This window comes from Rhizobium sp. S96 (genome assembly GCF_030382195.1).
Lineage (GTDB): Bacteria > Pseudomonadota > Alphaproteobacteria > Rhizobiales > Rhizobiaceae > Rhizobium.
Map to the genome: position 1 here is coordinate 65,866 of NZ_JAUDRY010000015.1, position 19,527 is coordinate 85,392.

Here is a 19,527-nt window from a genome sequence, read left to right on the forward strand (position 1 = left end):
AAAGCCCGGTGCGGAGGGACCGACACCGGGCTGACATTTCCAGCGAGCGGCCCTCGTGACCGCCTGCCGAAGCAACGCCACGGGAGCAACGCCGCTGCCTCATTAATGGCTGGCATCGCCGATTGTTCCAAGGTGGCTTTGCACTTTGCGTTGAGTAAGCACCATCGAGCCAGAGTCGAATGTATAGGACATGGATACATCCAAAAGCAGGCGGTTTTTCACAATTAGTATAGGATCCAGGCAGCTATCATCGCCTCGTCGCATCGATATACTTCGTCGGCTTAGTGAGCGTTGTGTATGCGTGCGAGGGGTACCATGTGCGACTTGAGTTCGGAGCGATGGGATGTGGCGATCGTTGGGGCGGGCATGGGCGGATCTGCTTTGGCCTATTCCCTTGCCCTTTCCGGATTTAGCGTTCTGATCATTGAAAAGGGCGAAGCGGAACTCGACAAAGACGCCTCGGACGACGAGAGCTTCGATCCCGAGACGCGGATGCTCGCGGGCCTTTGGCCTCACCCCGTTGAAGCAACAGTCGATGCTTCCAACGTTAGATTCTTTCCCGCCTTGGGGTGCGGCCCGGGCGGCTCCACGATTCTATACGGTGGCACGCTCGAGCGCTTTCAGCGCGATGACTTCAGGAGAGCTGACGATCGCGGCAATCCAACACCTTCCTGGCCGATCTCTTACGACGACCTGACGCCATTTTACCGGCTTGCGGAAGAATGCCTCAAGGCACGCGGCGGTCGGGATCCCTTGCAGTCGGACGCCGAGGAACTTCAGAATACCGTTTCGCTGAATGCAACCGACCGTCATTTCTTCGCATCGCTGCGTTCCAACGGCATGAACCCATATGAGCTCCGTACCGCCGGCGACAGCGATTCCCGTGGCGGTAAGATGAATGCATACGATGCCTTTCTCGATCCTGCCATCAGATCAGGCGGGGTGCATCTGCTTGCAAGGTGTGTTGCCAAGCGCATCGGGGCCGGTCCGAATGAGGTGACGGGCCTTCTGTGTCAGCAGGATGGGCGGGAATTCGAGGTAAAGGCGACGATCTATGTCCTCGCAGCCGGCGCGCTGTCGACACCTGTTCTGATGCTCGGTTCCGCGAGCCCGCTTTGGCCAAATGGAATTGCCAATTCATCGGGTTTGGTGGGACGCAATTTGATGTTCCACATCTCCGACTTTATCGCCGTCTGGCCACGCCGTGGAGGCAGGGTTTCGTCGCCGGCGAAATCGATCGGCTTTCGTGACTTCTATTGGCACCAAGGCGAAAAGTTGGGCCAGATACAATCGACGGGGCTTACCGCTGGCCGTTCGAACATTCTGCAGTATCTGAAGGAGCGGTTTGATACGGGCCGCTTGCGATTGCCCCGATCGCTGAGGCCGCTCTTGCATATTCCTGCTTTCCTGGGCTCCTTGTTTTTTGGGCGCGCTACGATCTTCGCCTCGATCATGGAAGACCGCCCCTATTGGGAGAACCAAGTCTTGCCCGGCTCACCGACGACCGGCGAGATCCGCTTTCGCTACACGTCGCGTGATGAGTTGAAGGGCCGAATAGCGCGGTTTCGAAAACTCTATCGTCGCGCTTTTTCCGGTCATCGGATGTTCTTGCTCAGCACAGGGCAAAACCTGAACTACGGTCATGCTTGCGGCACGTGCCGGTTCGGCGACAATCCTGAGTCATCCGTCTTGAATGCGAACAATCAGGCCCACGATCTTGCAAATCTATTTGTCGTCGATGGTTCGTTCTTTCCCAGTAGCGGGGGAACCAATCCGAGCCTGACCATCGCGGCGAATGCGCTGCGCGTCGGTCAGTATATCGCGCAGCGCTTATCCACAGTGGGCATCAACGAGGATTTAGATGTTGATCGCTCAGCCATGCCTGCGACCGTACAATAGCTGATCGAGATCAGCGCGGCGCAAGAGCGCGCAGCGCGATCGAAGTCGATCAAGGCAATCAATAGGCCAGAAACGCAAAACGGCGCCATCATGGCGCCGTTTTGGAAGCTTCACGCACTCGCTATTAACGGAATGCGCGGGAAGCGATGTTGCGGATTTCGTAGCGATTGACACCGATGTCGGACAGCGTCTGGTTCGACAGGCTGGCAAGTTCGGTAAGCGTACGGCGGTAGCTGATCCAGCTCTTTGCAATGCGAATAGGGTTCATGGTCGTTTCCTCAGAATGACAATCGCGGGCGGCGTCATTGCCGCTCGAACGTGGTTGACGCTTATATAGGCTTCTGCAGTCATATTGTGCAGTGCAAATATTAGTCGCCTGCCATGCAATTGTGCATATGATGCACACCCAATGAGCAGTCGTCATTTTTTGAGCAAGCGCAAGGCACGGGAGTTGGCCGCAACCGGAGCGGTATCCAGCTGACGGACAAAAGAAAACACCCGCGGCCTGAGGCAGCGGGTGTTTCAATAAGGCGATCTGCTTAGGAGGAAGCCGATCGTTATGTATTAACGGGTTGCTTCGCGAGCAACGCGATGAATGTCGGAGCGGTCGATGCCGAGGTCGTGCAGCTCACGGTTGGTCATGCGGCCGAGTTCGCTGACGGTCTGACGATACTTGCGCCAGTTGTTGAAAGAGCGTGTGAAGTTCATTCTAAGTCCCCTTTCCGAGGGTTTCGTCTGCCAGCTGCCGCCCATCGGCGCTGACTTCCAATTCGATGACTGCAATGTATGTTGCATTGCGAAGAGCTAACAGAGACAAGATTTCAGAGCACCTATGCAGCGGCTGCATTTCTCGAAGGGTGGATTGGGCTGATTTGGCTGGATTTGACTAACGGATAGGCAGAAACCCCGATTTTTTGAGGAGTCGGCTTGGTCCCCCGCCAATCGATCTCCCGCCACCAGAGCAGCTCCGTAGTCTTTGCCGACCCGCGCGATCGCGGCAGAGCAAACGAAAACGCCCACCGGGGGAGGATCCGGTGGGCGTCGTGTAGGTGACTGACGACTGGGAGGAGGAGTGTCATCAGTCTATCGGAGTGCGCTGGGAGGAGGAGTGCGCGGCTCCGAATCTCGTTACGAAGATAACTTCGCAGGCTTTCCGGAGAACCGGGCCGGGGCGCCACCCCAAGCTTGTGATCATTTAAATAGTATGACTTATCCGATTTTTGCAGTGCAATATCGACATGGTGGGCATGCCGTTCGTGCATAGCTACTTCGATGCGTCCCATTTTCGGTGTCAGGCGTTATCGCGAGATTAAGATAAGGCCCCAAACTCATGTCATGGGGAATTTGTCGCCGCCCGTTTCCTCCGCGGCCAATCAATGTCTATAAGGTTGCATATTGGGGCGCAGCGTTGCGCATATTGCGGAGTGAGGCATGTACCGCGGCCGTCTGGAAAGAGACTTAGCAACGTGGGTCGGCAAGGGGTTGTTGACCGATGAGACAGCGGATTCGCTGCTCAAGGAATACGACACACGCCCCGCCAGCTTCAGTCTCGGCAATGTGCTGATGATTCTGGCGGCGATACTGCTGGCGGCTGCCATTCTGCTCGTCATTGCATCCAACTGGGAGCAGATCCCGCGTCTGGTGCGCGTCGGCGTGATACTAGCCTTGATCTGGGCTGTGCACCTGGGAGCCGCGGCCATCCTGGCGCGCGGAGCTGTTGCCGCAGCCGGCGGATTGCTTGTTATCGGGACCCTGAGTTTCGGCGGTGCGATCTCGCTGGTCGGACAAATGTATCATTTGTCGGGGGACGAGCAGGCCGTCATGTATCTGTGGTTTGCGATCGCCGCTGTGTCAGCTGTGCTTTTCAGATCTGCGGTTGTTGCGGCGGTCGCGGGTTTCCTGTCGTGGGCGAGCTTCGCCGTTTATCTCAACGCCTACGACATGCGGTGGATGAGCTTCCATCCGTGGGTGGCGCCGCTGATGGCGGTCGTGGTCATCGCTCTGGTGCGTTATACAGGCGCCGATCGCGCCCGCCACCTTGCTTATCTTTTGCTCGTGGGGTGGCTCGCCTGGCTCTATACGCTGGATTCGGACATCCGGCTTGCCTGTGCCTATGCCATCGTCGGCATGCTGGTCTTCATTCTCGTCGGGCTGCCTTTCTCGCCACTATCCCGTCTTGTTAAAACGGCGGGTGCTGCGCCGGCCTTCTACGCATTTCTTGTCGCGGTCATCGGATTGTTCTTCCTGCATGTGGAGATCGATCAGGGCGGGCGGTTGATTGTACTGGGCGTCCTCACCCTGGCGTCAGCGATCCTGGCCATCGGGCTGCAGGGGCGTGACAACGGCGCCGTTCGCTATCTTGCCTACACGGTGTTTGCGATAGAGCTGCTTTATTTGGGGTCGGTGACGGTTGGCTCGATTCTGGGGACGTCGGGCCTCTTCCTGTGCTCGGGGTTGTTCGTCGCCGCGGTTGCGTGGGTGGTCATTCGCCTGGAGCGCAGATTTGCGATCAAGACCGGGGAGGTCGGCCAATGAGCATCTTTACAGCAGGCGTTCCCTCGGCACGCCGCTATTGGGTAGCGGCAATCGCTGTTGCTGCCATTCAGACGGCAGTGCTTGGTTACATCATCGAAGGTCGGGCCGCGATCCTGCGAAACGGAGCAGAGGTGCTGTTGAAAACAGCGCCCGTCGATCCGCGCGATTTCCTTCGCGGTGACTATGTGGTGCTGAACTATGACATTTCCTCGGTACCCTCTCAGTCGATCGTCGGCGGAGTGCCCGCCGAACCCGGCGAACGCACACTCTGGGTACGCCTGAAGCAGGGCGACGGCGGTTTCTGGAGTGTTGCCGAATCGGCGTTCCAGCCTCTTCCGCAACAGGACGGAAGTGTCGTCCTGCATACCAGGCCGTTCTACAGCTATGGCTCGTCAACCGGCGACAGCATCCATGTCGAATATGGCATCGAGCGCTATTATGTGCCGGAGGGCGCGGGCAGGGCGTTGGAGCAGGCCCGGCAGGATGGCGACGTTTCGATCGCCGTGCGCGTTTCGTCCGACGGTACGCCGCAGATTCGCAGCCTGCTTGTCGATGGCAAACCGGCCTACGACGAGCCTCTCTACTGACTTCGCGCCGTACCGTGCGAAAAAGGGCATGTGAACATTGGAAATCCCTGTCATTTGCCCTTCATTTTTCCTTTGCCTCCTCCAAATCGGGTGATATAGAGACGCCGCGCTCCGGAAGGCCTCATGTGCAGGCATATGCATGCGGTTTTTGAGAACGCGGGTATGGTGAAATTGGTAGACACGCCAGATTTAGGTTCTGGTGCCGCAAGGCGTGGGAGTTCAAGTCTCTCTACCCGCACCAAAAGTTTGCAGGCGGGGGGACCTCTAGAAGTGTCCCTCATTACCCGGCAGCAAGCGCCGTTCCGCCCTGGGCTGAACGAACAAGAATTGAGAACAAGCCACGCTCGGCAACTTGCCGGCGTCGTGCTCACCGAAACAAACGGCGTCTGGGCACGGCCGCCACGAATTGAAGGTAGGAAGACATGCAGGTTATCGAAACGCTCGCTGAAGGGCTGAAGCGCGAAATCAAGGTCGTAATCCCGGCCAAGGACATGGAAACCAAGATGAACGAGCGTCTTGCCGACGTGAAGGACAAGGTCCGGATCAACGGCTTCCGTCCGGGCAAGGTTCCGGCCGCTCACCTGAAGAAGGTTTACGGCAAGTCCATCATGGCCGACCTCGTCAACGAGATCGTCCGCGAACAGCCGACCTCCATTCTCGCTGAGCGCGGCGAAAAGTCTGCTACGCAGCCTGAAATCGCGATGACGGAAGACAAGGACGAAGCAGAACTGATCCTTGCCGCTCAAAAGGATTTCGAGTTCACGCTCTCCTATGAAGTTCTGCCGCCGATCGAACTGAAGTCCGTCAAGGGCGTCAAGATCACCCGCGAAGTCGTTGATATCTCCGACGAGGAAGTCAACGAGCAGGTTCTCAAGGTTGCCGAAAGCGCCCGTTCTTACGAAACCAAGAAGGGTAAGGCTGCCGACGGCGACCGCATCACCATGGACTACGTCGGCAAGGTCGACGGCGTTGCCTTCGAAGGCGGCACCGATCAAGGCGCCGAACTCGTTCTCGGTTCTGGCCGTTTCATCCCCGGCTTCGAAGACCAGCTCGTCGGCACCAAGGCTGGCGACGAAAAGACCATCACCGTCACGTTCCCGGCTGACTACCCGGCCAAGAACCTTGCTGGCGCCGAAGCCACGTTCGACGTTACCGTCAAGGACGTTGCTGCTCCTGCAGACGTTGAAATCAACGACGAACTGGCCAAGAAGCTCGGCCTGGAATCGGCTGATCGCCTGAAGGAAATCGTTCGCGGCCAGATCGAGTCGCAGTACGGCTCGCTGACCCGTCAGAAGGTCAAGCGCCAGATCCTCGACCAGCTCGACGAAATGTACAAGTTCGAGACCCCGACGTCGCTCGTCGACGCCGAGTACAACGGCATCTGGAACCAGGTCGCCAACGACCTCGCACAGTCCGGCAAGACCTTCGAAGACGAAGACACGACGGAAGAGCAGGCTCGCGAAGAGTACAAGAAGCTCGCTGAGCGCCGCGTCCGCCTCGGCCTTGTTCTCTCCGAAATCGGCGAAAAGGCCGGCGTCGAAGTAAGCGAAGACGAAATGCAGCGCGCCATTTACGAGCAGCTGCGTCAGTATCCGGGCCAGGAAAAGCAGATCCTCGAGTTTTTCCGCAGCCAGCCGGGCGCCGCTGCTTCGATCCGCGCACCGATTTTCGAAGAGAAGGTCATCGACCATCTGCTGACCGAAATCGACGTCACCGACAAGAAGGTAACCAAGGAAGAGCTGCTCGCTGAAGAAGAAGGCGAAGGCTCGGAAAAGGATGCCAAGAAGGCCGCTCCGAAGAAGAAGGCTGCTGCCAAGGCAGAAGCTGCCGAAGGCGAAGAAGCCGCTCCGAAGAAGAAGGCCGCTCCGAAGAAGAAGGCTTCCGAGGAAGGCGCCGAGTAATCATCGGTACCAATTAGACATGAAACCCCGCCTCGTGCGGGGTTTTTTGTTTTCCGGTTCCTGAGGAGAGGCGTCGTAATCCGGACGTCATACGTCAATGGGAGAGGACGTGCGCTGCATAGTTGCAATCTTTATCGATCGCGCTCAGATTGAGTGCATGAAGAGGAGGGCGGGCAATGGCATCAGGTGCGGATCTCAGGCAGGCGGTAGAAGAAATCTTCAAGGCGCGCGTTGATGGTGACATCGACCGATTGATGTCACTGGTGGATGACAATTGCGAATTCCGCGTTGTCGGCAACCAGCACCTGTCGCCGATGACCGATGCGGTCAGGGGCGTCGATGCCATCCGGGCTGCGATAGAACAGCTGGCGGCGAATTGGGATATGGCCGGGATCGAGATCGAATCCATCCATGTCGACGGCAATGTGGCATTCGTTCACCGCCGAGGTCAGATGCGCGCCGGCCCCGTGGCGTTCGATACCGAAATCATGGACAAGATGACATTCGAGAACGGAAAGGTGCGGGAATGCGTCGAATTCATCGATACGCTTCAGACGGCTGCCGTGCTTAACCTTGTCCAGCTAAGCACAGCTCAGCAATAGAAGGACAGCATCGAGAGCTTGTCACCGTGTGGGGACGCGCTGGGGGTGAGTCCTAAAGCGCGCCACTGGATTGATGGGCGTGGGTCAGTTCCGCCACTTTCTTGATATGCGAAACAGCGGCTAGGCCGCCCGCGGTCTTGGTGAAGAGCTCCAGCGTTTCGTCCTCGTGGTCACCGACCGGTGTCAAAGCCTGGTCCATGTAGCTCCTCGTTTTCTTGTCGCGGGCGATGAAGAAGGCGCTGATCGCCAGCCGCGCGATCGTGCCGCCGAACGAGAGGTGCTTGGCGATGGTCTGCGCAACGAAACGCGGCCAGAAGACGAGGGCGCTTTCGCGAGGCAGACCGGGACGTCGCTCGGAAGGGTGCTTCAATCTCAGCAGCCCGCTCTGCAGCGGATGTACGTTTTCCAGCGGAACGGTCGTGGCGAAAGACACGAGGACTTTCACAAGGCTGGCCAGCGGCACACCGGTCGCAACGGCACGCCGCAGCAGCGTCTTCATATGCTCAGGTGAGTAGTAGAGCGACCATGCTTCCTGGTAGATGCTTTCCCATTCCTGCTTGGTCATCTTCGGGTGTGCCGTACACACATGCTCGACATCATAGATGTTGAGGTCGGCGTCCATCTCGACGCCCTTTCTCCAGAGCGTCTGGTGGTCTTCGGAGCCGGGCAGTGGTGTAAGGACGAAGAACTCGATGACATCAAGCGGCAGTTCGTGCTGGATGATGGCAATATCGCGCCGGATCGATTCCGGTGTGTCGGACGGAAAACCAAGAATATAGCCGGCGAGCGTCATGATACCCTGCGCCTTCCAGGCCAGCAGCATCTTGCGATACTCGGTGATCTTGTTCTGGTTCTTCTTGGCGACGGTCAGATTGTCGGGATTGACGTTTTCCAACCCGATGAAGACGCGGGTAACGCCGGCGCGTTTCGACTTTTCGATGAAATTGGGGATCTTGTGGCACAGCGTATCGACCTGGATCATCAGGCCCAGCGGAATGCCGTCCTTCTCCCGAAGCTGGATCAACCGGTCGAAGATGGCTTCCCAATCGCGGTTGCGCGCGAAGTTGTCGTCGGTGATGAAGAACTTATGGATGCCTTGCGCCCAATTCATCCGCACCAGCTTCTCGACATCGTCGGCCGTACGAAAGCGGGACTTGCGTCCCTGCACGTTGATGATCGTGCAGAAGGAGCATTGATAGGGACAGCCGCGGCCAGCATCGAAACTCGTGCTGAGGCCCAGCGTCTGCGCCACATTGGCCTTCGGCAGAAACGGCACCGCCGCACCTTCGATGCTCGGCAGATCATTCATGAAATTGTAGAGCGGCTCCAATGCGCCCTTGGCAGCATCCTGAAGGACCTTGTCAAGGCGCCCCTCTGCCTCTCCCGCGAACATGGAGATGCCCATTTCACGGCAGGCTTCTAGGCCGACAGCGGTGCCGTCCAGCATTGCGAGACAGCCCGAGACGTGGAACCCGCCCATCGATACCGGTATGCCGGCGTCGCGGAAGGGGCGGGCGATATCGAGCGCTCGCGGATATTGGTTCGACTGAACGCCGATCAGGCCCACCATGCCGAAGTTGTCATTGGCCTTCAGTTGCTTGAGAAGTGCCGCGGTATTGACCCGCGTATTGGTCTCGTCGACCACCGTGATGTCGATCGTGACATTCGGTCCGAGCACCTTTCGCTCAGCGCAATCCGCGGCAATGCCGTAAAGGGCGGCGAGCGAGTTCGAAGGGATCATTGCCCGCCACCAGCGGATCACGTAGCCATCGTCGTCGTAGTGCGACGGCTTGATGAGGATGAGCTGGAATTTCCGTTCAGCATTCTCAGACGAATCTTGCACGGCTACTCGCTGGTAAGAGAGAACCCCAGTCACCGACGCTAGCAGACACGGCATAGAATACAAGCCACGCTTTGTCGCGCAGCCCGAACGAAGAAGGCGCACCCGTTCTGGATGCGCCTAAGCCGTTGTTAGGATGTATGTATTCACGAAAGCGGGAGGCGCCAGGGCGATTCGAGCCAGGCGCATTACAGCTCGGATTTGATATCGCCCATGCGGTTCCAGGCATCGAGTCCGGCAATCTTGTAGGCCTCTGCCAGCGTCGGGTAGTTGAAGGTATTCTCGACGAAATACTCGACCGTGCCCTTCAGATTGAGCACCGCCTGACCGATGTGAACCAGTTCGGTTGCGCCTTCGCCGACGATATGAACGCCGAGCAAGCGCCGCGTCTTCAGCGAGAAGATCAGCTTCAGCAGGCCCGTATCGAGACCCATGATGTGGCCGCGCGAGGTTTCGCGGAAGCGTGCAATGCCACATTCATATGGAATGCCGCGCTCCTTCATTTCCTCTTCGGTGAGGCCGCAGGTCGAAATTTCCGGCACGGCGTAGATGCCGTACGGGAAGTATTTCGGCGGCTCCTTGGCGACCGCGCCAATCGCAACGCGCGCCGCGATGCGGCCCTGTTCCATCGAGGTCGAAGCGAGGCTCGGGAAGCCGACGACGTCACCAGCCGCAAAGATGTTCGGCACCGAGGTCTGGAAGGTTTCCGGGTTGACCTTGAGTCGGCCGCGGCTGTCCGCCTCGAGGCCTGCTGCTGCAAGATTGAGTGTATCGGTCGCGCCCATGCGGCCGGCAGCGAAAAGAACCATGTCTGTCACCAGTCGGCGACCGTTGTCCAGCTGCAGCTCGACCTTCCCATTGTCGAGCTTCGTCACTTTTTCGGCCTTGGTGCCGAGCAGGATCTTCATGTTCCGGTCGCGCAGCTGATAAGTGAAGTCTTCAACGATCTCTTTGTCGATGAAGTCGAGCATTGTCGACTTCGGATCAACGAGCGTGACGGCGGTGTCGAGCGCGCTGAAGATCGTCGCATACTCGATGCCGATGACGCCGGCGCCGATCACGACCATCGATCGCGGCAGCTCTTCGATGTCGAGCAGTTCGTCGCTATCGAGCACCGTCTTGTTATCGAAGGGGATGTAGTCGGGCCGGAACGGCTTGGTGCCGACCGCAAGCAGGATGCTTGCGCCCGTGACCTTGACCACTTCTCCATCGTCCTTGACGATTTCGAGTGTCGAGGGATCGACGAAGCTCGCCTTGCCGCGCATGTGCTGGACACGGTTGCGGGCGAACTGGTGTTCCAGAACCTCGACTTCGTGGTCGAGCGTGATCAGGAGGCGACGCCGCAGATCGTCGGCGCTGATCTCATCCTTGACGCGATAGGCCTTGCCGTAAAAGCCACGTTCGCGCCAACCCGATAGATTGAGCGCCGTTTCGCGCAGTGTCTTGGAAGGGATCGTACCCGTGTGAACGGAGACACCACCGACGCGCTTGCCCTGCTCGATGACCAGCACCTTCTTGCCGAGTTTGGCAGCCTGGATTGCGCCGCGGCGACCTGCAGGGCCGCTACCTACAACAACGAGATCGAACTGGAACATGAAGTGGTCCTGATTGGGAGGCTAGAATCATTTTGCGACGCAATATGTCGCGTGTCCACGGGTAGCTGGTCAATGTTACAGATTGTTTTACGAGCATTGCTCAGGAATAAGAGACCCAAACTTGGGTTTCTGCGGCTGGTGGCGTTCGATCCGCCGCCCGATGACCTCAGATCAGCCGCAGTCCCTTGAGGCTTGCATGACCTTCCTTGCCGATGATGATGTGGTCGTGAACGGCGATCCCGAGCGGCTTTGCAGTATCGATGATCATCTTGGTCATGTCGATATCGGCGCGCGACGGCGTCGGATCGCCGGACGGGTGATTGTGCACGAGAATGAGCGCGGTGGAGGAGAGCTCCAGCGCGCGCTTTACCACCTCTCTCGGATAAACCGGCGTGTGGTCGACCGTTCCAAGTCCCTGGACCTCGTCGGCAATCAGGGCGTTGCGCTTGTCGAGAAAGAGAATGCGGAACTGTTCGCGGGTTTCATGCGCCATGGCCGCGTGGCAATATTGAATGACGGACGACCATGACGACAGAACCTGCTTGCCGCGCAGCTCGCCTTTCAGCGTCCTGTGGGCGACCGTCGAGATAAGCTTCAGGTCGAGCGCTACGGCCTCGCCGATCCCCTTTATCTCCTGCAGGAGCGTAATCGGCGCGCCGAATACCCCTGCCAGTGAGCCGAAGCGATCAAGCAAAGCTTTGGCGATCGGTTTCGTATCCCGACGTGGGATCAGGCGAAAGAGCAGCAGTTCCAGCAGTTCATAGTCGGCGAGCGCCGTATCGCCATGTTCGCGAAAGCGGCTCCGCAGCCGCTCGCGATGTCCATGGTAGTGTTCTACCGCACTCGCGGGCGCCGCTTGATGGGATGATGCTGGGGCCCTGGCCGGATGCTGTTCGGCGAAGAACAGGCGTTCGTCCGGGGCCTCGCTGATCGCGAAGGCCTTTTCGTCATCACTTTGTGAAACGGGATCCTTCGCCATCAACCACTCATCGGCTCAAGGGAGGCAACCCAGGGCGATCAAGGCCGCCGGGAGACAGGGTGAAGATCTCGCAGCCCGTGGCCGTGACGCCGACCGCATGCTCGTACTGAGCCGATAGCGAGCGGTCTCTTGTTACCGCGGTCCAGCCGTCGGCCAGGACCTTCACGTGCGGGCGTCCGAGATTGATCATCGGCTCGATCGTGAAAATCATGCCCTCGCGCAGTTCCGGGCCTTCGTTGGCGCGACCGTAGTGCAGAATGTTCGGAGAGTCGTGGAAGAGCGCACCGAGGCCATGGCCGCAGAAGTCGCGCACGACCGAGCAACGCTCCGCTTCCGCATAGGTCTGGATTGCTTCACCGATGGCGCCGGTGCGCGCGCCGGGACGGACAGCGGCAATCCCGCGTAGCAGCGATTCATACGTGACTTCCAGCAGCCGTTCGGCAGCTCGCTTGATCGTGCCGACCGGATACATGCGGCTGGAGTCGCCATGCCAGCCATCGACCACGTAAGTCACGTCGATGTTGACGATATCACCCTCGCGCAGCGGCTTGTTGTCAGGGATGCCGTGACAGACGACGTGATTGATCGACGTGCAGGTGGACTTGGTATAGCCGCGGTAATTCAATGTCGCGGGATAGGCGCCGTTGTCCATGCCGAACTCGAAGACGAACCGGTCGATCGCGTCGGTCGGCAGGCCGGGCTTCACGATCGCTTCCAATTCATCAAGGCAGCGCGCAGTCACCTGACATGCCTTTCGCATCCCCTCGAATGCCTCGGGGCCGTATAGCCTGATGGCGCCCGTGTTTTTCGCGGGCGCGGAGGAGGCTTCGATATAGTTCACCATTGCAGGGCCTTAGCAGAAATTGTCTCAGTCGTTCATAATGCAGCTATGCCGGGTTCGTCCATCGCCATCAATGGAAGGACCATGATTTCTGTCCGCTGCCGATAGGTTCAGGCCCGATCGGCGCCCCTTGGATCAGGAGCGCGACGAGAACAGGGAGGCAAGGGTTGATGACGGCTTGCTCTGCATGCTGGTGACGACCACCAGCTGGCGGATGTCCCCACGCTTGAAGGCAGCGAGGAAGCGCCTGTAATCCTTGAAGGAAACGCAGCCGTTGGAATCACCGCGGGCGCCGAGCATGTAGGTGTGCGCAAGCAGACCAACACGATTGTAGACATTGCCTGCGCCGCCGACCGGGTTGAGGCGGATCGCCTCGACACCGTGGAACAGGCTTTCGCGCATGGTGAGCTGATAGGTATGCGGCGGCGTCGGCCCTCGGTTCTTTTCATGCACGAAGCGGGGATTGTCGCGCATCTTTCCGAGACCTGAGTGCGCTTCAAGGCGCTCGCCGCTCGGAAGGTAGACCGTGTTGGCAGAGATGTCATAGACGGCTACGCCATTGCGGGCGACAGCGTTGGACCGCTTCGGCACCATCGGGATCTGGCCCTCGTCGTCGCCGACGTCCGGCCGTGCATAGGCGAGGACGGGTTCGGCTGGGCGAGAGGCGTGGTCCGCAGCAGGCGCGCGCTTTAGCCCATCCGGGCGGGCCATCGGCAGCGGTATCGATGCATCGCGATCACTGAGGACCAGATCGAACGGCTGCGTAGCATTATCCTGTGCGGCGCCTTTCATCTCGGTGTCGGGCGCGACGCTCGCGACCTCGATGTCCGCAGTCTTGGTGGGTCCGCTGTTCGGTGCGGTCGTCGCGCGTGGTGCGCTGGCAAGCGCAAGAAGCGCCGGGCCTTCAATCGCCGCGACCTCTTCCTTTGACGGAATGACGATGCGATCGTTCGATGCCACCATCTTGGTCGCGGCTGGTGCGACTGGCAAACTGTCGTCCTTGGTCTTTTGCTGAGCAGGTGCTGCAGACGCGACAACTGTTGCTGCGTGCGGCGGCGCGGCTTCCGCGACGGCGACGGGAGCGGAAGTACCAATGAACGCCGTCATCAGCGCCGAGGGGGCCAGAACGCGACCGTTCTTGGACGGGCTGGGCGCCTTCTCGGCAGTCAGCATGCCCAGGCGCGAAAATTTCGTAACGTGGACCAGGCGCTCTTTCGCCGGTGCGACGGCGGCGACCTTGGGTGCGAGCGTTATGTCCGTGAGCGATCTGACCGGTGTCGACGGCGCAGCCACATGCATCGCCGCGATCGTTGTCACGATCCAGGCAGAAGCTGCAAAGCTAGCACCAACAAGAGTTGCACCCGAGAGAAAGTTGAATGAGCGGCGTAAACGAGAAATGGACTTACCTATGGGCCTGGTATTGGCAAACACATCGACCGCAAACGCCATGACACTCGTCTTTCACAACTCGTTACTAGGCCGGCGGTACTGACAGGTGAATACTTCTTCGCCGGGGCCGGTAACGGAGCAACGGGGCCAAAATGCGGCCCGGCATCATTTCCGGCTGATTTCTAGGATGACGAATTATGGTAACCAATTTCTTTACGTGAGCGATTTATCTGTTCGATTAGAAGGCGCGCAGATACGATTTTTGGGGTCGTGTCTCGACGCTTCAGCCTCCCGATTCAAGCCAATTCGCCTCTATCCTTTTGTGTTAAATTGAATATTAGTGAAATGTGTTATTGGCACCAAAGTCTGCTATAAAAGCGCAACGACAACCCGCCTTTGGGAGAAGCCGATGTCTTCGACGGATGGTGTGGCCGGCAGCGATATCTCGCCGGCATTATTGGTTGATGCCATGTTCGCAACGCGCAAGACGTCGGCGATCAAGGCGGCGATCGAGATCGATCTCGTCACAATTCTGGGCGACGGCGGAACCGCCAGGCAGGTGGCCGAGAAGGCGCGGTGTGCCGAGCGCGGCGTGCGGATACTCTGCGATTTCCTCGTCGTATCGGGATTTTTGACGAAGAGCGGCGAGACCTATGCGCCGACCCCATCGAGCAAGGTCTTCCTCAACAGTCATTCGCCAGCCTACATGGGCGCCGCGATCGATTTTCTGGCCGCTCCGCAGATGCTGTCGCTTCTGCTCGACGACCCCGCAGCCTATGTTCGCAACGGTGGTTCCGTTGGCTTGGCGAACGTATCGGCCGGCAATCCCGTGTGGGTGAAGTTTGCCCGCGCCATGGGGGCGTTTACGGGCACGAGTGCGATGGCCCTGGCGTCGGACGTTGCGACGTGGCCGAAGCCGCCGGCCAAGGTGTTGGACATTGCAGCCGGTCCCGGTGCGTTCGGCATAGAGATTGCCAAGGTAGCGCCAGCGGCGAGGGTGGTTGCCATTGATTGGAAGCCGGTCCTTGCCGTGACCGAGGAGAATGCGACGAAGGCGGGTGTCGCCGCACGCTTCAGCTTCCAGCCCGGCAGCGCTTTCGATCTCGATTGGGGACGTGACTACGATCTCATCCTGCTTCCCAATTTCCTGCACCACTTCGATTTCGATGCATGTGTCACGCTTTTGAAGAAGGCGCGGGCAAGCCTGGCGCCGGCGGGACGGGTCGCAATTGTCGAGTTCGTTCCGAACGACGATCGCGTCTCACCAGAGTTTCCGGCTGCGTTTGCGCTGGTGATGCTGGCCTCGACACCGAAGGGCGATGCCTACACGGAGCGGGAGTTTGGTGAGATGGCGAAGGCAGCCGGCTTCGGCAGTGTGACCACGAAACCGCTGCCGCCGACGCCAGCGAGCCTTATCTTCCTGCAGTGATCGGGCGTTACCGAATCCTGTGAGCTCACGCTCGTTCGGTCACGTAGCTTCCCGGTGCCTCTTCGATCGCGTTGAGCGCAGCCCCTCCGGGCTTTCGTGCCGGGACGCGTTTGTCGTCCTTTGCCTCGATCCAGGCCTGCCAGTGCGGCCACCAGGAGCCGGGGGCCTCGTCCGCTGTATCGAGCCAGGTTTCGTATTCGTGTTTGGCAGGGCCACCGGTCCAGTATTGATACTTCTTCTTGTCCGGCGGGTTGACGACACCGGCGATGTGCCCGGACCCAGCGAGAACGAAATCGACCTTGCCGCCGAAAAACTGGCTGCCGAGGAAAACCGACTTGGCGGGCGCGATATGATCCTCCCGCGTGGCAAGATTGTAGATTGGAATCTTCACGTCCTTCAGCGACAGTTTCTGGCCGCCGAGAACCATTTCGTCTTTTGTCAGCGCGTTTTTGAGGTAGCAATTGCGCAGATAGAAGGCGTGGTTTGCCGCTGCCATGCGCGTGGAGTCGGCATTCCAGAACAACAGATCGAAGGGCATCGGTTCCTGACCCTTCAGGTAATTGTTGACGAAGTAGGGCCAGATCAGTTCGGAGGCGCGCAGCATGTTGAAAGCCGTCGCCATTTTCGATCCGTCGAGATAGCCCACCTTCTCCATTTGCGCCTCGAGCGACGCAAGCTGCTCCTCGTCTACGAAGACCTTGAGGTCGCCGGCATGGGTGAAGTCCACCTGCGTCGTGAAGAGCGTGGCCGTCTTGATGCGCTTGTTCTTTTCCTTTGCATGCAGCGCAAGGGTGGCCGCAAGCAACGTTCCGCCGACGCAATAGCCAATGGCATTCACATCCTTTTCACCCGTCGCCTTCTCAACCGTCCCCAGCGCGAAGTCGATGCCTTCGCGGGCATAGGCGGTCCAATCCTTTTCAGCGTGGCGTGTATCGGGATTGACCCAGGAGATGACGAAGACCGTGTGTCCCTGGTCCACGCACCATTTCACGAAGGATTTCTGCGGGTTGAGGTCGAGGATGTAGAACTTGTTGATCCACGGTGGGCAGATGAGGAGAGGGCGCTTCAGCACCGTCTCCGTCGTCGCCTCGTACTGGATGATCTGGCAGATCTCGTTTTGTGCGATGACCTTGCCCGGCGTCAGCGCCATGTCCCGTCCGACCGCAAACTTGCTCATGTCGGTCTGGCGCAGTTTCAGATCGCCGTGCCCGGCCACGATGTCTTCCGTCAGCATCTTCATGCCGCGAACAAGGTTGTCGCCGCTGGTTGCGATCGTTTCGCGATAGAGCTGAGGATTGGTGGCGACGAAGTTTGTCGGCGAAAGTGCCGCGGTGATCTGCTTCACATAGAAGCCGGCCTTGTGGCGCGTATGCTCGTCGAGGCCCTCGGTCTCGCTCACGAGCTTTTCAGCCCAGTCGGCGGTGATGAAATAGACCTGCTTCAGGAATTCGAAGAAGGGATTCTTCTGCCAATCCTCGTCCGCGAACCGCTTGTCCTTGCGCTCCGGCTCCGAAACCGGCGATTCGCCCTGCATGCGCTGCATCGACCGCATCCAGACGCCGAAGTAGCTGCTCATGAGCTGGGTTTGCGCCTCAAACGCCCGGCGTGGGTCCGAGATCCAGTATTCGGTGACCTTGGAAAGCGTCTTGACCATATCGGCCATCGGCTCGGCAACATTCTGGCTGATTTCGCCCCGCTCGCGAGGCGCAAGCCAGGCGGAGGCCGCTTTGCCGAGATTTTCCAAGGCGCGCGCCAGGTTCATCGCCATCGCCTCCGGATCCTTCATGAGGTAAGGATCGAGGTCTTTCGCATCAAAGCTCGGGGCTTTCGCCTTCTCGTCGCTCTCGTGCTTGCTGTCGGTCACGCATATCCTCCGGCGGCAGCATGTCTCTACATATCGAGTTGTACATCTGGAAAGATCAAGAAAACAAGTTCCGCTGAGATGCGCTCATGCTATTGCTTTGTGGGTGCGACGAATCTAACAGTCGAAGCAGCTTAGGATCTGGAACCTCTGGCATGACCAAGAACGGCATTCGCATTATCGCAAACGTTACCCGCATCGCGCTGATTGGCGCCGCCGCGGCGATGACGCTTGCGGGATGCATGCGAACGCCTGAGGAGAAGGCGGCGTTCGCAGCCAAGCAGGCAGCGCCGACGGCGGTCGTCATGAATCCGACAAAGGGTGCGGCGCCGACTGAAAGCGGCCTGGCGCACACGCCCGATGGTTATCCATCCTTCGGTGCACCGCTGACGGCGGCGAACGTTCAGATGAGCGACGAGGAAGCCGCGGGCCTTCAGCACAAGCTGTCGGCACTGGCGTCCCAGCGTAAGGCTGGAACGATCTCCGAGGCAGAGTATCAGCGTCGCGTGGCCGAATATCGCAAGCTCGCAGCCGAACACGGCGCCGACACGCTTTCCGAAATCAACAATTAAGGCCTTGCCTTCGCGGTGATTTGGAAGCAAAGCCTTCCGCGAGTAGCGGAAGATGAAATTTTCCTGATAATGCGCAGTCTGCGCGGAATTCCCTCAAAGAATCGCCGCGCGCTCAAAGTCTGATCAATACGGCGCTCGCGATTGTGAAGTTCGTATCGCAAGCGACCGGAGTTAGGACGAACTTCGATTGGCGGTCATGGTGGCCGCATTTCCGTGGGGAAAGAAATGGAAGAGTTTCACAAAGTCCGGCGTTTGCCGCCTTATGTTTTCGAACAGGTCAACCGTTTGAAAGCAAGCGCGCGAGCGGGCGGGGCCGATATCATTGATCTCGGCATGGGAAACCCTGACCTGCCGACACCCAAGGCAATCGTCGACAAGCTGTGCGAAGTGGTCCAGGACCCGCGCACTCATCGCTACTCCTCGTCCAAGGGCATTCCCGGCCTGCGCCGCGCCCAGGCCGCCTACTACGCCCGCCGCTTCGGCGTGAAGCTCAATCCGGATACGCAGGTGGTCGCCACCCTGGGCTCCAAGGAAGGCTTCGCCAACATGGCGCAGGCGATCACAGCACCTGGCGATGTCATCCTCTGCCCGAACCCGACCTATCCGATCCACGCCTTCGGCTTCCTGATGGCTGGCGGCGTGATCCGCTCCATGTCGGTAGAGCCGGACGAGAGCTTCTTCCCGCCGCTGGAACGCGCCGTGAAGCATTCGATCCCGAAGCCGCTGGCGCTGATCCTCAACTACCCCTCGAACCCGACGGCATTCGTCGCGACGCTCGATTTCTACAAGGACGTCATCGCCTTCGCGAAGAAGCACGACATCATCGTGCTCTCAGACCTTGCCTATTCGGAAATCTACTTCGACGACAACAATCCGCCGCCGTCGGTTCTCGAAGTGCCGGGCGCCATCGATGTCTGCGTCGAATTCACCTCGATGTCGAAGACCTTCTCCATGCCTGGCTGGCGCATGGGCTTTGCCGTTGGCAACGAACGCCTGATCGCGGCGCTGACGCGCGTGAAGTCTTATCTCGATTACGGCGCCTTCACGCCGATCCAGGTTGCAGCCACCCACGCGCTGAACGGCGATGGCTCCGACATTGCCGAAGTACGCAACGTCTACAAGCGCCGCCGCGACGTGATGGTGGACAGCTTCGGCAAGGCAGGCTTCGAAGTGCCGCCACCGGCCGCGACGATGTTCGCCTGGGCGAAGATCCCGGAAAAGTTCCGCCATCTCGGGTCGCTGGAGTTCTCCAAGCTTCTGGTCGAGAAGGCTGACGTGGCTGTCGCGCCTGGTATCGGCTTCGGCGAGCAGGGCGACGATTACGTTCGTCTGGCGCTCGTCGAAAACGAGCACCGCATTCGCCAGGCGGCCCGTAACATCAAGAAGTTCATGTCCACGGCGGACCAGACGATGCACAATGTCGTCTCGCTGAACGCTCACCGCTGATATAGTAATCCCTCACGGCAGCCGCTTCTGGCGGCTGCCCTTCATGACACA

At 59.1% G+C, this 19,527-nt stretch carries 16 protein-coding genes and 1 tRNA gene; 9 read left to right on the forward strand and 8 right to left on the reverse strand.

Going from position 1 to position 19,527, the window contains the following annotated elements:
- Positions 1–315 precede the first annotated feature (315 nt).
- Entirely contained in the window at positions 316–1,899 is a 1,584-nt protein-coding gene (locus QTL94_RS17915) for a GMC oxidoreductase (protein WP_289802727.1), read from the forward strand.
- A gap of 124 nt (positions 1,900–2,023) precedes the next feature.
- Here QTL94_RS17915 and QTL94_RS17920 read toward each other — a convergent pair whose 3' ends face one another.
- Together QTL94_RS17920 and QTL94_RS17925 are read right to left on the reverse strand one after the other, a co-directional pair.
- Positions 2,024–2,167 (reverse strand): DUF1127 domain-containing protein, encoded by a 144-nt coding sequence (locus QTL94_RS17920; RefSeq protein WP_065694257.1) that lies wholly within the window; start codon positions 2,165–2,167, stop codon positions 2,024–2,026.
- Between the two features lie 296 nt (positions 2,168–2,463).
- The gene (locus tag QTL94_RS17925) at positions 2,464–2,607 is read right to left on the reverse strand and encodes a DUF1127 domain-containing protein (protein WP_289802728.1); all 144 of its coding nucleotides are present in this window, start codon (positions 2,605–2,607) and stop codon (positions 2,464–2,466) included.
- Positions 2,608–3,330: 723 nt separating this feature from the next.
- Here QTL94_RS17925 and QTL94_RS17930 point away from each other — a divergent pair.
- From QTL94_RS17930 to QTL94_RS17950, 5 genes are all read left to right on the forward strand, one after another.
- The gene (locus tag QTL94_RS17930) at positions 3,331–4,434 is read left to right on the forward strand and encodes a DUF2157 domain-containing protein (RefSeq protein WP_289802729.1); all 1,104 of its coding nucleotides are present in this window, start codon (positions 3,331–3,333) and stop codon (positions 4,432–4,434) included.
- On the forward strand, positions 4,431–5,021 hold the full coding sequence (locus tag QTL94_RS17935) for a GDYXXLXY domain-containing protein (protein WP_289802730.1): 591 nt from the start codon (positions 4,431–4,433) through the stop codon (positions 5,019–5,021). Before QTL94_RS17930 ends, QTL94_RS17935 begins: the two co-directional genes overlap by 4 nt.
- Before the next feature lie 156 nt (positions 5,022–5,177).
- A tRNA-Leu gene (locus tag QTL94_RS17940) sits at positions 5,178–5,262 on the forward strand.
- A 181-nt stretch (positions 5,263–5,443) separates the two neighbouring features.
- Complete coding sequence (gene tig, locus QTL94_RS17945; protein ID WP_289802731.1) at positions 5,444–6,922, forward strand: trigger factor; 1,479 nt, start codon at positions 5,444–5,446, stop codon at positions 6,920–6,922.
- A gap of 176 nt (positions 6,923–7,098) precedes the next feature.
- Positions 7,099–7,524 (forward strand): nuclear transport factor 2 family protein, encoded by a 426-nt coding sequence (locus tag QTL94_RS17950; protein ID WP_289802732.1) that lies wholly within the window; start codon positions 7,099–7,101, stop codon positions 7,522–7,524.
- A 52-nt stretch (positions 7,525–7,576) separates the two neighbouring features.
- On the opposite strand, the gene QTL94_RS17955 is transcribed toward QTL94_RS17950, so the two are convergent.
- The 5 genes from QTL94_RS17955 to QTL94_RS17975 all read right to left on the reverse strand — a co-directional run bounded on the left by QTL94_RS17955 (position 7,577) and on the right by QTL94_RS17975 (position 14,228).
- Positions 7,577–9,421: a B12-binding domain-containing radical SAM protein gene (locus QTL94_RS17955; protein ID WP_502944151.1), complete on the reverse strand. Its 1,845-nt coding sequence runs from the start codon at positions 9,419–9,421 to the stop codon at positions 7,577–7,579.
- A gap of 131 nt (positions 9,422–9,552) precedes the next feature.
- Entirely contained in the window at positions 9,553–10,959 is a 1,407-nt protein-coding gene (gene sthA, locus QTL94_RS17960; RefSeq protein WP_289802734.1) for a Si-specific NAD(P)(+) transhydrogenase, read from the reverse strand.
- A 166-nt stretch (positions 10,960–11,125) separates the two neighbouring features.
- Positions 11,126–11,938, reverse strand: coding sequence for a RadC family protein (gene radC, locus QTL94_RS17965; protein WP_289802735.1), 813 nt, complete (start codon positions 11,936–11,938; stop codon positions 11,126–11,128).
- Between the two features lie 7 nt (positions 11,939–11,945).
- Complete coding sequence (gene map / locus QTL94_RS17970) at positions 11,946–12,782, reverse strand: type I methionyl aminopeptidase (protein ID WP_289802736.1); 837 nt, start codon at positions 12,780–12,782, stop codon at positions 11,946–11,948.
- A 132-nt stretch (positions 12,783–12,914) separates the two neighbouring features.
- Positions 12,915–14,228, reverse strand: coding sequence for a DUF2778 domain-containing protein (locus tag QTL94_RS17975; protein WP_289802737.1), 1,314 nt, complete (start codon positions 14,226–14,228; stop codon positions 12,915–12,917).
- A gap of 349 nt (positions 14,229–14,577) precedes the next feature.
- Between QTL94_RS17975 and QTL94_RS17980 the strand changes: the two genes are divergently transcribed.
- Positions 14,578–15,597: an SAM-dependent methyltransferase gene (locus QTL94_RS17980; RefSeq protein WP_289802738.1), complete on the forward strand. Its 1,020-nt coding sequence runs from the start codon at positions 14,578–14,580 to the stop codon at positions 15,595–15,597.
- Positions 15,598–15,622: 25 nt separating this feature from the next.
- On the opposite strand, the gene phaC is transcribed toward QTL94_RS17980, so the two are convergent.
- Positions 15,623–17,461 (reverse strand): class I poly(R)-hydroxyalkanoic acid synthase, encoded by a 1,839-nt coding sequence (gene phaC / locus QTL94_RS17985; protein ID WP_289802739.1) that lies wholly within the window; start codon positions 17,459–17,461, stop codon positions 15,623–15,625.
- A 152-nt stretch (positions 17,462–17,613) separates the two neighbouring features.
- Here phaC and QTL94_RS17990 point away from each other — a divergent pair, with 152 nt between their 5' ends.
- Both QTL94_RS17990 and QTL94_RS17995 read left to right on the forward strand, forming a co-directional pair.
- Positions 17,614–18,030: a hypothetical protein gene (locus tag QTL94_RS17990; protein ID WP_065694291.1), complete on the forward strand. Its 417-nt coding sequence runs from the start codon at positions 17,614–17,616 to the stop codon at positions 18,028–18,030.
- 225 nt (positions 18,031–18,255) lie between these two features.
- On the forward strand, positions 18,256–19,476 hold the full coding sequence (locus QTL94_RS17995) for an LL-diaminopimelate aminotransferase (protein WP_065694292.1): 1,221 nt from the start codon (positions 18,256–18,258) through the stop codon (positions 19,474–19,476).
- Positions 19,477–19,527 lie beyond the last annotated feature (51 nt).